12 protein-coding genes are annotated in these 12625 nt (G+C 69.3%); 3 read left to right on the top strand and 9 right to left on the bottom strand.

What is annotated here, in order from left to right:
- Window positions 1-160: 160 nt before the first annotated feature.
- Both G5S35_RS33440 and G5S35_RS33435 read right to left on the bottom strand, forming a co-directional pair.
- Window positions 161-1156 carry an alpha/beta fold hydrolase gene (locus tag G5S35_RS33440; protein WP_183040596.1) on the bottom strand — a complete coding sequence of 332 codons (996 nt, stop codon included), beginning with the start codon at window positions 1154-1156 and terminating at the stop codon, window positions 161-163.
- Between the two features lie 165 nt (window positions 1157-1321).
- A complete protein-coding gene (locus G5S35_RS33435) occupies window positions 1322-2365 on the bottom strand; it encodes an alpha/beta hydrolase family protein (protein ID WP_183040595.1) in 1044 nt (347 codons plus the stop codon).
- 93 nt (window positions 2366-2458) lie between these two features.
- On the opposite strand from G5S35_RS33435, the gene G5S35_RS33430 reads away from it, so the two are divergent.
- The 3 genes from G5S35_RS33430 (at window position 2459) to G5S35_RS40120 (ending at window position 4856) form a co-directional block, all read left to right on the top strand.
- A complete protein-coding gene (locus G5S35_RS33430) occupies window positions 2459-3367 on the top strand; it encodes a LysR substrate-binding domain-containing protein (RefSeq protein ID WP_065059887.1) in 909 nt (302 codons plus the stop codon).
- A 110-nt stretch (window positions 3368-3477) separates the two neighbouring features.
- Complete coding sequence (locus G5S35_RS33425) at window positions 3478-4731, top strand: MFS transporter (protein WP_183040594.1); 1254 nt, start codon at window positions 3478-3480, stop codon at window positions 4729-4731.
- Window positions 4728-4856 (top strand): hypothetical protein, encoded by a 129-nt coding sequence (locus G5S35_RS40120; RefSeq protein WP_272904527.1) that lies wholly within the window; start codon window positions 4728-4730, stop codon window positions 4854-4856. Before G5S35_RS33425 ends, G5S35_RS40120 begins: the two co-directional genes overlap by 4 nt.
- 20 nt (window positions 4857-4876) lie before the next feature.
- Here the strand turns inward: G5S35_RS40120 and G5S35_RS33420 are convergent, their stop codons facing one another.
- The 7 genes from G5S35_RS33420 to G5S35_RS33390 all read right to left on the bottom strand — a co-directional run bounded on the left by G5S35_RS33420 (window position 4877) and on the right by G5S35_RS33390 (window position 12625).
- Entirely contained in the window at window positions 4877-6241 is a 1365-nt protein-coding gene (locus G5S35_RS33420) for a sensor histidine kinase (RefSeq protein WP_074987482.1), read from the bottom strand.
- A gap of 34 nt (window positions 6242-6275) precedes the next feature.
- The gene (locus G5S35_RS33415) at window positions 6276-6953 is read right to left on the bottom strand and encodes a response regulator transcription factor (RefSeq protein ID WP_065059885.1); all 678 of its coding nucleotides are present in this window, start codon (window positions 6951-6953) and stop codon (window positions 6276-6278) included.
- A gap of 33 nt (window positions 6954-6986) precedes the next feature.
- A complete protein-coding gene (tcuC, locus tag G5S35_RS33410; RefSeq protein WP_065059884.1) occupies window positions 6987-8318 on the bottom strand; it encodes an MFS transporter in 1332 nt (443 codons plus the stop codon).
- A 221-nt stretch (window positions 8319-8539) separates the two neighbouring features.
- On the bottom strand, window positions 8540-9601 hold the full coding sequence (locus tag G5S35_RS33405) for an ABC transporter substrate-binding protein (RefSeq protein WP_183040593.1): 1062 nt from the start codon (window positions 9599-9601) through the stop codon (window positions 8540-8542).
- A gap of 212 nt (window positions 9602-9813) precedes the next feature.
- The gene (locus tag G5S35_RS33400) at window positions 9814-10755 is read right to left on the bottom strand and encodes a flagellin N-methylase (RefSeq protein WP_183040592.1); all 942 of its coding nucleotides are present in this window, start codon (window positions 10753-10755) and stop codon (window positions 9814-9816) included.
- On the bottom strand, window positions 10749-11573 hold the full coding sequence (locus G5S35_RS33395; RefSeq protein WP_237181934.1) for a MetQ/NlpA family lipoprotein: 825 nt from the start codon (window positions 11571-11573) through the stop codon (window positions 10749-10751). Before G5S35_RS33395 ends, G5S35_RS33400 begins: the two co-directional genes overlap by 7 nt.
- 8 nt (window positions 11574-11581) lie before the next feature.
- Window positions 11582-12625, bottom strand: a complete 1044-nt coding sequence (locus G5S35_RS33390) for a formylglycine-generating enzyme family protein (RefSeq protein ID WP_183040591.1) — start codon at window positions 12623-12625, stop codon at window positions 11582-11584.

Raw genomic sequence — 12625 nt, 5'->3', positions numbered from 1 at the left:
ATTTTCATTTATAACCTGACGGGCGGATTTGCGCAACGCATAAACGCCGTCGCGTGGGGCGCACGCGACGGCGGTTTTTTTTCGGGTTTCCCGCGGATTTTTTCTGCTAATGCACGACCCGGCACGACCCGGCACGACCCGGCCGCGACCCGCGCGCGCCTTAACCGAACTCGCGCTGCACGGCCTCGCTGCGCAGAAAATCGACCAGCAGCGCGTTGACGTCGGCGGGACGTTCCTGCTGGATCCAGTGGCCCGCCTCGGGCAGCAGCACCTTGCGCGAGAGGCGCGGCACGTTGGTTTCGAGCGCTTCGTAGGCCTTCGCCGTCATGCGGATCACGCCGTCCTGCTCGCCCGCGACGAACAGCGTCGGCTGCTGGATGCGCGCGCCGTCGAGGAAAGGCGTGAGTGCCCAGTTGCGATCGAGATTGCGATACCAGTCGACGGTGCCGCGAAAGCCGCTCTTGCGGAATTGCGCGGCGAACACGTCGAGATCGGCGTCGCTGAGCCAGGGCGGCAGCGTGTCGGGATAGGCGAGGCTGTCGACGAAACGCGCGCTTTTCGGGAACGCCATGAAGCCGATGCGCGCGTGCTCCGGATGACGCCGGCTCTCGCCGCCCGCCGTGTAGTAGACGCCGAGCAGCGCGCGGCGCACGTCCTCTTCGAGTTCGCGCTCGACGCGTCCGGGCGTCTGGAAATACTCCTGGTAGAAGTGATGCTCCTGCGTGTTGCTGGCGAAGTGCACGGCCGGGCGCACGCGCGAGCGCGGCAGATACGGCACGCTGCACAGCGCGAGCGCGCGGAACAGGTCGGGCCGCAGCAGCGCCGCGTGGGCCGCGACGATCGACCCCCAGTCGTGGCCGACGATCGTCGCCTGACGCTCGCCCAGCGCGTTGACGAGCCCGACGAGATCGCCGGTCAGATGGAGGATGTCGTAGGCGGCGGTGTCGAGCGGTGTTTCGGTGTCGCCGTATCCGCGCTGATCGGGGGCGACGACGCGATAACCCGCCGCCGCCAGCGCCTCGATCTGATGCCGCCACGCGTACCAAGACTCGGGCCAGCCGTGACAGAGCAGCACGAGCGGACCTTCGCCGTGCTCGACGTAATGCATGCGGATGCCGTTGGTGTACGCGTAACGATGCTGGAAGTCTGCGCTCATGAGGTCCTCGAATGGTCCACGCGCGTCGGGCGACCGAAGCAGTCTGGCGACGGCGCGATGGCGTTTTGATGACGCTGCGATTCAATCCGTCGCGACCGGGACGGTTCGTGCACGATAGCAGAATCGGTGAAAAAAAGAACGACCGGTCGAATTTCGCCGATGACGTCAGCGCCACGGGCGCGGGTCGGCGAGGGCGTCGGCGCTTGCGCAGTTTGCTTCGGCCTCGGCTTCGGCTTCACCGTCGAAGCCGCCCGACACGATCGTGCCGGGCGTAGCCGCGCTCAGGCGCCCGTCGCGCAGCCAGTCGCGCGCGATCGGCCAGAGCGTCGCGTCGAAACGCGCATTGAAAAACGCATTGAAAAACGCGAAATGGCCGATGCGCGCCGCGCCGATCTGCGCAGGCGCGAGCCGCAGATGCGTCGCGCGGCTGTGCGTGAAATAGCGCAGCAGGCGTTCGACGGCGGCAATCGTGCCGAACGGATCGTCGGTGACGCTGAGTGCGAGCGTGGGCGCGCGCAGTCCGGCGAAGCGCGCGACCAGCGCGGCGCGTTGCTCCGGCGTGCGGGCGAGGGGCGCGCGCGCGTAGGTATCCTCGAAACGCGCGCGGCTGCGGCTCCACGCGAGCGCGACGCCGCGCGGCGTGTCTTCCATCCAGCCGAGCCGCGCCGCCGGAACATAGCCGAACAGATGCGCGAGCACGGGCATCGCGACGTGCCACTTGAGCCGCATCGCGAGGCGGCTGCGCGGCGCGTAATCGCGCCAGTGGGCGTACTGCGCGCCCATCGTGAAGACGCGGCGCACGTAGCGGTTCGACGGCGCGAGCCCGAGCGCGAAGCCGCCGATGCTGTGCGCGACCACGTCGATCGGCTGGCCCGGAAACGCCACGCGCGCGTAGCGCAGCGCGGCTTCGCAGTCCCGTTCGCCCCAGTCGAGCCAGCTGGCGTCGAGCGCGGCGAGGTCGGGCGGACGCGATTCACCGATACCGCGATAGTCGTAGAGCAGCACGTCGCAGCCGTGCCGGCACAACCAGGCGGCGAAGCGGAAGTAGTAGCGGCAGCGCACCGACGTGGCGGGATTGACGACCACAACGGGACGCGTGCTCGCCTCACTCGATGGACGACCGCGCCAGACATAAGCGCCGAGGCGGTAGCCGTCGGCGGCGATCAGCGCGATGCGCTCGGGCGGCGGGTCGTAGTCGTCGAAATCCATGGCGTTTCAGGAGCGATTCGGGAACCGACATTGCACTTGACCCCGCGCCGTGCATCAATCAATCTTCTCGCACCGTTCGCATGAGGAACACGCATGCCAGTGCCGCTCGTCAAACTGCCGTCGCTCGACTTCATCCGCGGTTTCGTGGCGGTCGGCCGGCGCATGAGCATCACGCTCGCCGCCGAGGATCTGTGTCTCACGCAGTCGGCGGTGAGCCGCCAGATCAACGCCCTCGAAGACCTGCTGGGCGTGCGTCTCTTTCATCGCGGCTATCGTTCGATCGCGTTCACGCCCGAGGGCGAGCGCCTGTTTCGCACGGCCGAAAGCGCGGTCGCGCAGTTGCAGGACGTGATGGGCGCGCTGATGGCGCCGCGCGCGCGCCAGCCGGTCACGATCACCGCGAGCCTGGGCGTGGCGGGGCTGTGGCTGCTGCCGCGTCTCGGCAGTCTGCAGGCACGGCATCCGCAGATCGACGTGCGCGTCGCGGCCTCCGACAAAGTGCTCGACCTGCGCGCCGAAGGCATCGACCTTGCCTTGCGCTATGCGGGCGCGAGCGCGGCCTTGCCCGACGCGACGCGGCTCTACGAGGAGTACGTGATGCCGGTCGCGCATCCGTCGCTGGGCGTCGCGGCGCTCGACGCGGCCACGCTCGCACAGCATGCGCTGCTCGAATTCGACGGCCCGCGCCGTCCGTTGCTGCGCTGGGCCGATCATCTCGGCGAACTCGGCCTCGACGCGGCGCAGCCGCGCGGCGTGCTGCGCTTCAACACATACGATCAGGTGATCCAGGCCGCGCTGGCGGGACGCGGCATCGCGCTCGGACGCCAGGCGCTGGTCGAGCCGATGCTGGCCGACGGACGGCTCGTCGCCATCGGCGCGGCGTGGCCCACGCGTCCGACCGGCTACGCCTACTGGCTCTGCCGCGCCGACGCAGCGCCGCGCGACGACGTGCGCGCCGTTATCGACTGGATACTCGATGAGGCGCGGCCCGGCGTCGTCTGAACGGCTTTCGCATGCGTTTCATGCATGCGAATCGCGCTAAAAACTGGCTTGAACGCCGCCCCGTTCGCGCGCTTTACTGCGTGAATCAAGCACGCGCGAGGAGAGCGACGGTGTGGGATCGAGACGAAGCATGGCGGCGGCGCTGGCTGCTGGTGGGCGCGGGCGGCATCGTGATGGGCGCGGCGCTGGGCGTGCGCAACGTGCAGGGCCTGTTTCTGCTGCCGGTCACGCTCGCGCGCGGCTGGCCGCGCGAAACCTTCGGCCTCGCGCTGGCCTTGCAGAATCTGCTCTGGGGCGTTGCGCAGCCGTTCACCGGCATGATCGCCGACCGCTACGGCTCGGCGCGCGTGATCTTCGCGGGCGCGCTGCTCTACGCGCTCGGACTCGTCGTGATGGCGCTGGCGGCGTCGACGGGCGTCTACACCTTCGGCGTGGGCGTGCTGATCGGCGTGGCCTTGTCGGGCACGGCGTTCGGCGCGGTCTATGGCGCGCTGTCGCGGCTTTTTCCCGCCGATCGGCGCGGCTGGGCGCTCGGCGTCGCGGGCACCATCGGCGGGCTCGGGCAGTTCGTGATGGTGCCGTTCGCGCAGACGCTGATCGGCGCGGCGGGCTGGACCACGGCGATCCTCGCGTTCGCCGCCGTGATGCTCGCGAGCGCGCCGCTCGCGGCGTGGTTGCGAGACCGGCCGGCGGGCCACGCCACCGACGCAACGCATGGACAGGACGACACCGAATCCGAAACCGGCATCCGCGCCGCCGTGAAAGAGGCGTTCGCGCATCGCGGCTTCTGGCTACTCAATCTTGGCTTCTTTGCGTGCGGATTCCAGCTCGCGTTCATCGGCGCGCATCTGCCCGCGTATCTGCTCGACAAGGGCATGAACGCGCGCGAGGCGAGCATGGCGCTCGCGATCATCGCGCTGGCGAACACGGCGGGCACGTTTTTATGCGGCTACGCGGGCGGATTGCTGCGGCGCAAATGGCTGCTCTCGGGCATTTACTTCGTGCGCGCGGCGGCGATGGCGCTGTTCGCGACGCTGCCGCTCACGACCGCGAGCCTCTACGTCTTCGCGGCGGTGATGGGGCTCACGTGGCTCGGCACCGTGCCGCTGACGAACGGCATCGTCTCGCAGGTGTTCGGCGTGCGCTATATCGCGACCTTGTTCGGTTTCGTGTTCTTCGGCCACCAGCTCGGCAGTTTCTTCGGCGTGTGGCTGGGCGGCGTGGTGTTTGACGCGATGCATTCGTATGCGCCGCTCTGGTACGGATCGGTGGCGCTGGGCGTGATATCCGGCTTGCTGCATATGCCGATCGACGATCGGCGCGTGGCGAGGCTGGCGGCGCAGCCCGTACGAGCGGGCGTGTGAAGCGGCACGTTTCGGGCGTCTGCGCGCTTGCGCTCGTGAGCGTGCTCGTGGCGTATGCGTTCGTCGGTTATCTGACGCCTGCGGCGCTTTTGAGCCTGCTGTCGGGGCTCGCTTTCTGCGGCTGATCCAGCCGCAGCGCGTCCTCTCACCCCATCGGAAACTGCACCACCGCCGCCGTCCCGCGTCCTTCCACGCCGCGCTCCAGCCGGATCTCCGCGCGATGCGCGCGCGCGATTTCACGCACGATGGCAAGACCGAGCCCGCTGCCCGGCTGCGTCGACGCGCGGAAGAACGGCTCGAAGACCTTGTCGCGCAACGCGTCGGGAATGCCCGCGCCTTCGTCGGCGACCGACAGCGTCACCGACGCCGACGCGCCCACCAGCGTCACCGCCACCGTGCCGCCTTCGGGCGAATAGCGGATGGCGTTATCGACGAGATTGAACACGAGCACCGTGAGCAACTGCTCGTTGCCCATCACCACGGCCTGCTCGGCGAGCGTGGCGACGAGTTCGACGCGCCGCCGCTGCGCGAGCAGCGCGAGCTGTTCGATCACGCCCGTGGCCACCGCGCGCATGTCCACGCGCACGCCCTCGAACTGGGTGTAATCGGCGGCTTCGGCCTGCGCGAGCGTGAGCAACTGGTTCGTCAGACCGACCAGCGAGCGATTGCTCTGATGCATCGCCGTGAGCGTTTCGTGCAGGCGCTCGGGGTCCTGCTGGCGGCGCGCGTACTGCAACTGCGTGCCGAGCAGCGTGAGCGGCGTGCGCAACTGATGCGCGGCATCGGCGATAAAGCGTCGCTGCATGGCCGTCTTGCGCTCGATGATGTCGAGACATTCGTTGAACGCGCTCACGATCGGGCGCAGTTCGGTGCGCAGCGGCTCGGTGTCGATGCGCACCGACGACGTGCGCACGCGCTCGGGCAGCCCGCGCGCGAGCCGCGTGAGCGGACGCAGTTCGAGCGTGAGTGCGACGCTCACGAGCACGATCGCCGCCGCGACGATAGCCGCGAAATAGAACATCTGCGGACGCCAGAGCGCGAGCGCCAGCGCGTCGCGTTCGTTGAGCGTGCGGCCCGCCGAAATCACCACGCGGCGCGTCACGCCCGCGTCGTACATCGGCCGGATCAGCGAGACCGCGCGGATCGGCACGCCGTCCACTTTCGCGTCGTACCACTGCGGCGAGACATCGGGCACGCGCTGCGGAAAATCGGACGTGCCCGCGATGATCGGCCCGCCGATTTCCTGCACGCGGAAGAACACCTGATCGCGGCTCGCGGTGCGCAGGATTTCGATCGCGCTCGGCGAAATCGGCGCGGACAGCGTGTTGCCTTCCCAGCCGATGTCGCCCGCCATCACGCGCGCCGCCGAGAGCAGCGCGTCGTCCTGCAGGAGATTCGCGGTGCGCCACGCGTTGCCGTGCGTGATCACGCCCGCCGCCGCGATGAACACCGTCATCGGCAGCACGAGCCAGAGCAGCAGGCGAACGCGCAGGCTATTGGTGGGTTTCATCCGCGGAGGGCATCGTGCGCGTGCATCGTGCGCGTTATTCGTCGGCTTCGGCGTCTTCGAGCAGATAGCCGAGGCCGCGCAGCGTGATGATGGTGGCGCTGCTCTTTTCGAGCTTCTTGCGCAGACGCGACACGTAGATTTCGATCGCGTCCTCGCTGGTGGGCGCGTCGGCGTCGCTGACCGATTCGGCAAGCGTGGCCTTGGAGACGGTTTTCTTCGCGCGCAGGATCAGCGTTTCGAGCACCGCGTGTTCGCGCGGCGTGAGCGTGAGCGCGTCTTCATCCACGTAGAAGCGGCGGCTGTCCATGTCGTAGAGCAGGTCGCCGCAGCGGATGCGGTTCGAGCGCGAGGGCGCCTGGCGGCGCGCCAGCACCTTGACGCGCGCCACCAGCTCGCGCGCGTCGAAGGGTTTGACGATGTAGTCGTCGGCGCCGGCGCCCAGACAGACGACTTTTTCGTCGATGGCGCCCGTGGCCGTGAGGATCAGCACGGGCGTGGCGTCGCCGCGCGAGCGCATGCGGCGCAGCAGCGCCTTGCCCGACATGCGCGGCAGATTCAGATCGAGCAGCACCACGTCGTACGACGACGCGCGCAGCGCGTCCTCGGCCGCCTCGCCGTCGCCGACGTGGTCGAGCATGAAACCGTCATCGGTCAGCGTGCGCGTGAGCCAATGCGCGAGTTGTTCGTTGTCTTCGACGAGCAAAAGTCTCATGCCCAGGCGGTCCTTCGGTCCTTCCGTTGCGGGTTACGCGGTCTTGTACTGTTCGCGCGTGGCCTTCGAACGATACAGGAACAGCGTGGCGACGAGGCCGCACACCGCGGCGACGCTCATCCATGCGCCCGGCGCGGCCTTGTCGCCGGTGAGGTGGATCAGCCACGTGGAGATCGCCGGCGTGAAGCCGCCGATGAGCGTGGCGAGGCTGTACGCCATCGAGAAGCCCGTGGTGCGCACGTGCGCGGGCATCAGTTCGGTCAGCGCGACGACCATCGCACCGTTGTACCACGCGTAGAGCGTCGAGAGCCACAGTTCGACCGCGAGCAGCGCGCCGAACGAGGGCGCGGCAACGAGCCACTGCATCGCCGGATAGCAGGTGAGGATGGCGAGCGCCGTGCAGGCGATCAGCACCGGCGCGCGGCCGACGCGGTCCGACACAGCGCCCGCGATCGGCAGCCAGATGAAGTTCGACACGCCCACGCAGACCGTGACGAGCAGCGCGTCGAGCGACGAGAGATTCAGCTCGACCTTGCCGAAGGTCGGCGTGTAGGCGGTGATCAGGTAGAACGAGGTCGTCGTCATGATGACGAGGCCCATGCCCGCGAGCACGATGCCGTAGTTGCTCGCGATGGCGCGCGCGATCTCGCCGATGCCCGGATGATGGCGGCGCGCTTCGAATTCTTCGGTTTCGCGCAGCGTGCGGCGGATGTAGAACAGGAACGGCACGATCATGCAGCCGACCACGAACGGCACGCGCCAGCCCCAGCTATGCATTTCCGGCGCGGGCACGAGTGCGTGCAGCGCCACGCCGAGCGCGGCGGCGAACACCACGGCGACCTGCTGGCTGCCCGACTGCCACGAGCAATAGAAGCCGCGGTTGCCCTTGGTGGCGATTTCGGCGAGATAGACCGACACGCCGCCGAGTTCCGCGCCCGCCGAGAAGCCTTGCAGCAGACGGCCCATCAGCACGATGGCCGGCGCGGCGATGCCGATGGTGGCGTAGCCCGGCACCACGGCGACGCACAGCGTGCCGACGGCCATCAGCGACAGCGAAAGGATCAGGCCCTTGCGGCGGCCGTGACGGTCCATGTACGCGCCGAGCACGATCGCGCCGAGCGGACGCATCAGGAAGCCCGCGCCGAACACGGACAGCGCGAGCATCAGCGAGGCGAATTCGCTGTCGGCCGGGAAGAACGTCGACGCGATCGCGGCTGCGTAATAGCCGTAGACCATGAAGTCGTACATTTCCAGGAAGTTGCCGCTGACCGCGCGGAACACGGTGCGGGCTTTCGATTCGGGCGCGAGGGCGGCCGTGCCGGAGGTCGGGCGGGCCGGAGCGGCGCTGCTGCTGGCTGGTGTCATGTCGAATACCTTTGGTTGAAGGACGCGTCCGTGGGCGGCGCGGCATGCGTCGTGGCTGCCTCGCCGGTGCGGGATGCATCCCGGTGTTGCCCGGTGTGTCGGCCCGTCTTGCGGGCCGGTTGCGTTGATCTGCCGTGTTCGGTCGGTGGGGGCGGCGGGTGGGTCCCGTCTGCCGGGGTGGTCTTTTTTATGTGCGTTTTAGCGTGATTCTTTTGCTGTCTCTACTGCGTGGTTTGCTGCGTCGGCGTCGGCGTCGGTGCGCTCTGCACGCCAGGCTGCACGCCGGTCACGAATTCGTCGGTCCACGTCTGCGACAGGTCGACGTGCTTCGCGCTCACGCGCGAACCGGCCGTCATCAGCACGTTCAGCACGGTTTGCGGCGCGCCGGGCGGCATCGTGCCGTCGGGCGAGAACGCGGGCTGCGCGTCGGCGAGCGCGCGCGTGTAGGCCGCGCGGTCGCTGCCGGTCACGCCGGGCGGCAGCAGCGCGACGATGTCGGCGGCCGGATGCGAGCCGATGTAGCGCAGCGCGCGCACCAGCGCCTGCACCATCTGTTGTGTTTCGCGGCGATGCTCGCGCACCCAGCTGCGGCGCAGATAGAGGCACGCGCCCGCATACGGGCCGCCGAGCCAGTGCTGCGTGCCCTCGACGCTGCGCATGTCGGCCAGCACGCGCGCCGCGCCGCTCGTCAGCAGACGCGTGGCCGTGGGTTCCTCGACCATGCCCGCGTCGATGCTGCCGTGCTCGATGGCGTCGGCAAAGCGCGTGTCGGTCGCGAGCGGCACGACGGTGTAGTCGCCCGGCGCCACGCCCGCGCGGGTGGCGAGATAGCGCGTGATCACCCAGGTGGACGAACCGAAGCCGGTCACGCCGAAGCGCTTGCCGCGCGCGTCGGCCATCGACTGCATCGCGCGGCCGGCGGCGGAGCGCGTGGACGCCAGTTCCGCGAGGCCCGCCGCGCGCTGGAACACCACGACCGAGAGCACATCCTCGCCGCGGCTTTGCAGATCGATGGTGTGATCGTAGAAACCGACGGCGCCTTCGATGGCGCCCGCGATCAGTTCGGTAGAGGTGTCGATGCCCGCGGGCAGCGAGACGACCTGGACGTCGATCCCGGCGTCGCGGAAATAACCGAGCTGCGCGGCCAGCACGGCCGGCAGATAGACGATCTTCGACATGCCGCCCATCATCAGCCGGATCGGCTCCGCGCGCGCTTGCGCGGCGGCGCCCAGCGCGATGCAGAGCATCAGCGCGCGGCCGAGTTGCTGGGCGCGGAAAAGCATGCGGGGGTGTCTCCTCGTGGCGGTACTGTGATCGAATGGGTGCAAGTATAAAAAAGCAAGCCCTTCTGATTGCTTTCCGGCGCCGAAGGATTTTCTCGGTATTTACCCTTTCGACGAGTGACTCGGAGGGCGGCTCGACGGACAACCCGGCGGCGCGATTTGGGGTGGGATCGGCGGGGGAAGTGTGCGCGAGTGTGCGCGATGTGGCGCGATCAGCGCAGACCGAGCCAGCGTTCGGCGTCGTGCGCGAAGGGTGCGGACGGTTGCACGAAGGCGTTCGCGAGTTCATCGCGTGCGCGCGAGAGAACCAGCGCGAAGCCGCGCAATTCCTGCGTGATGGCGCGTTCGTCGAGGCGGCGGCGCGCGAGCGCGGCGGCGACCGTGGTGTCGATCAGCGCGCGCTGGCGGTCGATCACGTCGATGGCGGCGGCGCGGCACGCCGCGGAAATCCGCGCGACGGCGAGCAGCGCGGGAACGGGCGCAATCGTGAGCCGCGCGCCCGGACGCAGCGCGTTGAGCGAGGCGCGCGCCGACGCCGTCCCGACGAGCGATGTCGCTACCGCATCGCGCCAGAGCGCGCGTTCGAACACCAGCGCATCGCGCTCGCGCGCGAGCGCCTGTGTGTCGATCACGCGGCCCGCTTCGATCAGCGGCGTCGCGCCCGCTTCGAGCCCGTCGCGGATGCAGTCCGCGCCGCGCCAATGCGGCGCCTGCGTGCTCGCGCGCCGCGCGGCGAGCACGAGCGGCTGCCAGCGGTCCGGCACGAGCGGATCGAGCGGCACGGCGGCGCAGCGAGCGGGTTTGCCCGCGTCGTGCAGCGTGCAGCCGCCATCGGCCGCGAGCGCCGGACAGCGCGCCGTCGACGGATAGTCGTAGCCTTGCAGCGTCACCGCGAGCCAGCCGCCGTCGGGCGCGCGATGAAACAGCGCGTTGGCGAGCGCGTTGTGGTCCGCGACGTCGTCATCGTCGAGAAGTCGTGCGTCGGTTTCAGCGTGCAGACGCTCGCCCGCGCGACGGCGCGGCACGCGCTCGATCGCAATGCTGCCGACGAACACCGCGCGCTGCGCGAACCATTCGCGCAGCGAGAGCGCGGGCGGGCTGTTGCAGCATTGGCCGCAGGCGGTGCAGGCGAGCGAGCCGGTGTCGATCACCACGGCCGCCGCACCGAATCCGCGTAGCGTGTGAGCAGGAAATGCGCGATGTCGTCGGAGTGATACGCGGCGATCAGCGTGCGCACCCACGGTTGCGCGCGGTCGGACTCGCGGACCGTCAGCACGTCGGCGTAGGGCGAGCGCGCGTCTTCGTAGCTCACGCTGTCGCGCGCCGGTTGCAGGCCCGCGCGCGCCGCGTCCTCGTTCGGCATCGCGACGAGATCGGCGTGATCGAGCGCCGTGTACAACTGCGCGCGCGGCACCGCGACGAGCTTCAGCTTGAGCCGGTTGCCGGTGATATCGCGCGTGCTCGCGTGCAGGCCCGCGCTGTCGCGGAACGTCACGAGCGTGTCGTTCTGCAGCAGCACGAGCGCGCGCGCGGCGCCGCGCGCGTCGGCGGGAATCGCCACGGTCGCACCGGGCCGCAACTGGCTCAGATTGCGCAGACGCCGCGAGTAAAGCGCCATCGGCAAGGTGACGGTCGGCGCGACGCTCGCGAGCGCGTAACCGTGCGCCGCGCGCGTCGCATCGAGGCTAGATGCGTCCTCGAAGCTGGCGGCGTCGATGCGGTGCGCGGCGAGCGCCGTGTCGATGCGCGCGGGGTCGTCGAACACGACGACGTCGAGCGGCAGACCGCGCGCGGCGGCCACGCGCTTGACCTCGTCCATGATCTGCGCGTGCGTGCCGGGCGTGACGCCCACGCGGATTGCGGCGGACGCGGGCGATGACGTTGGTTGCGTCGCTTGCGCCGGTTCCGCCGCGTGCGCGAGCGCGCCTGCCAGGCATAAGGCCACGGCCGGCATCATCGTCGATACCCCCATCGCGCGCCTCATGCCGGATCCCTCAGCACGGTGCGAAAGCCGATATGCGATGCCGCGAGATCCGCTTCCTGCTGCTCGCGCGACGACGCGCGATAGCGCACGCAGTAATCGCGCGAGCACAGATATGAGCCGCCCTTGATGACCATCGCCGTGTCGTGGCGGCGGCCGGCGGGCGCGACCGCGAAGGTGTCGCCGTTGGTGTGCGACTGATGCGGGCCGCTGTAGGCGTCCCGGGTCCACTCCCACGCGTTGCCGATCATGTCGTAAAGGCGGAAATCGTTGGCCGCGTAGCAGCCCACGGGCGCGAGGCCCGCGTGGCCGTCCTCGGCCGTGTTCAGCACCGGGAACACGCCCTGCCAGTAGTTCGCGGCGGGCTTGCCGTTTGCGTCGGCGGGCGCGGCGTCGAGACTCGCGTCCTGATGGCCCGCCTTGCCCGCGTATTCCCATTCGGCTTCGGTCGGCAGATCGCGGCCGAGCCAGTGCGCGTAGGCGAGCGCGTCGTGCAGCGTGACGAGCGTGACGGGCAGGTTGCCCTTGCCGTCGACATTGCTGCCCGGCCCTTGCGGATGCCGCCACGTCGCGCCGTTCACCCACGACCACCACGCCAGATCGCGCGCGTTCATCTCCTCGCGCGTGGGCACGTGAAAGACCGCCGCGCCGCCCTGTTTTTCGGCTTCCGTGACGTAACCCGTGGCCGCGACGAAGGCCGCGAACTGCGCGATCGTGACGTCGTGCTGATCGATCCAGAAGCCGCTCACGCGCGCGTTGCCGTCGCCGGCCGGACGCTCGTCGGGATAGCCGCGCGTGCTGCCGAACACGAACGCGCCGCCGTGCAGATGCACCATGCCCGCCTTCGGATCGTCGCGCCAGCGCGCGGGCAGGCCGCCGTAGCGCTCGCACCGACGTTCGCTGCCGAGCGCCGCGAGCGGTCGCCCGGTGTTGAGCGCGTCGAAGCCGCCCGCGCCCGCGCTTGCCTGGTACGCATACGACCAGGCGAACGCCGCCGCGAAGATCGCGGCGCCGCCCGCCGCGCCGGTGAGCCAGAAACGCAT

Source organism: Paraburkholderia tropica (assembly GCF_014171495.1).
GTDB classification, from domain to species: domain Bacteria; phylum Pseudomonadota; class Gammaproteobacteria; order Burkholderiales; family Burkholderiaceae; genus Paraburkholderia; species Paraburkholderia tropica.
Note: the sequence above shows the minus strand (reverse complement) of the source record. Positions and strands in the feature narration are given on the sequence as shown.

Bases quoted from the DNA above. Each gene is read 5' to 3' on its own strand.
- G5S35_RS33440 (WP_183040596.1), bottom strand. From the start codon at position 1,156: ATGAGCGCAGACTTCCAGCATCGTTACGCGTACACCAACGGCATCCGC.
- G5S35_RS33435 (WP_183040595.1), bottom strand. From the start codon at position 2,365: ATGGATTTCGACGACTACGACCCGCCGCCCGAGCGCATCGCGCTGATC.
- G5S35_RS33430 (WP_065059887.1), top strand. From the start codon at position 2,459: ATGCCAGTGCCGCTCGTCAAACTGCCGTCGCTCGACTTCATCCGCGGT.
- G5S35_RS33420 (WP_074987482.1), bottom strand. From the start codon at position 6,241: ATGAAACCCACCAATAGCCTGCGCGTTCGCCTGCTGCTCTGGCTCGTG.
- G5S35_RS33415 (WP_065059885.1), bottom strand. From the start codon at position 6,953: ATGAGACTTTTGCTCGTCGAAGACAACGAACAACTCGCGCATTGGCTC.
- tcuC (WP_065059884.1), bottom strand. From the start codon at position 8,318: ATGACACCAGCCAGCAGCAGCGCCGCTCCGGCCCGCCCGACCTCCGGC.
- G5S35_RS33405 (WP_183040593.1), bottom strand. From the start codon at position 9,601: ATGCTTTTCCGCGCCCAGCAACTCGGCCGCGCGCTGATGCTCTGCATC.
- G5S35_RS33395 (WP_237181934.1), bottom strand. From the start codon at position 11,573: ATGGGGGTATCGACGATGATGCCGGCCGTGGCCTTATGCCTGGCAGGC.
- G5S35_RS33390 (WP_183040591.1), bottom strand. From the start codon at position 12,625: ATGCGTTTCTGGCTCACCGGCGCGGCGGGCGGCGCCGCGATCTTCGCG.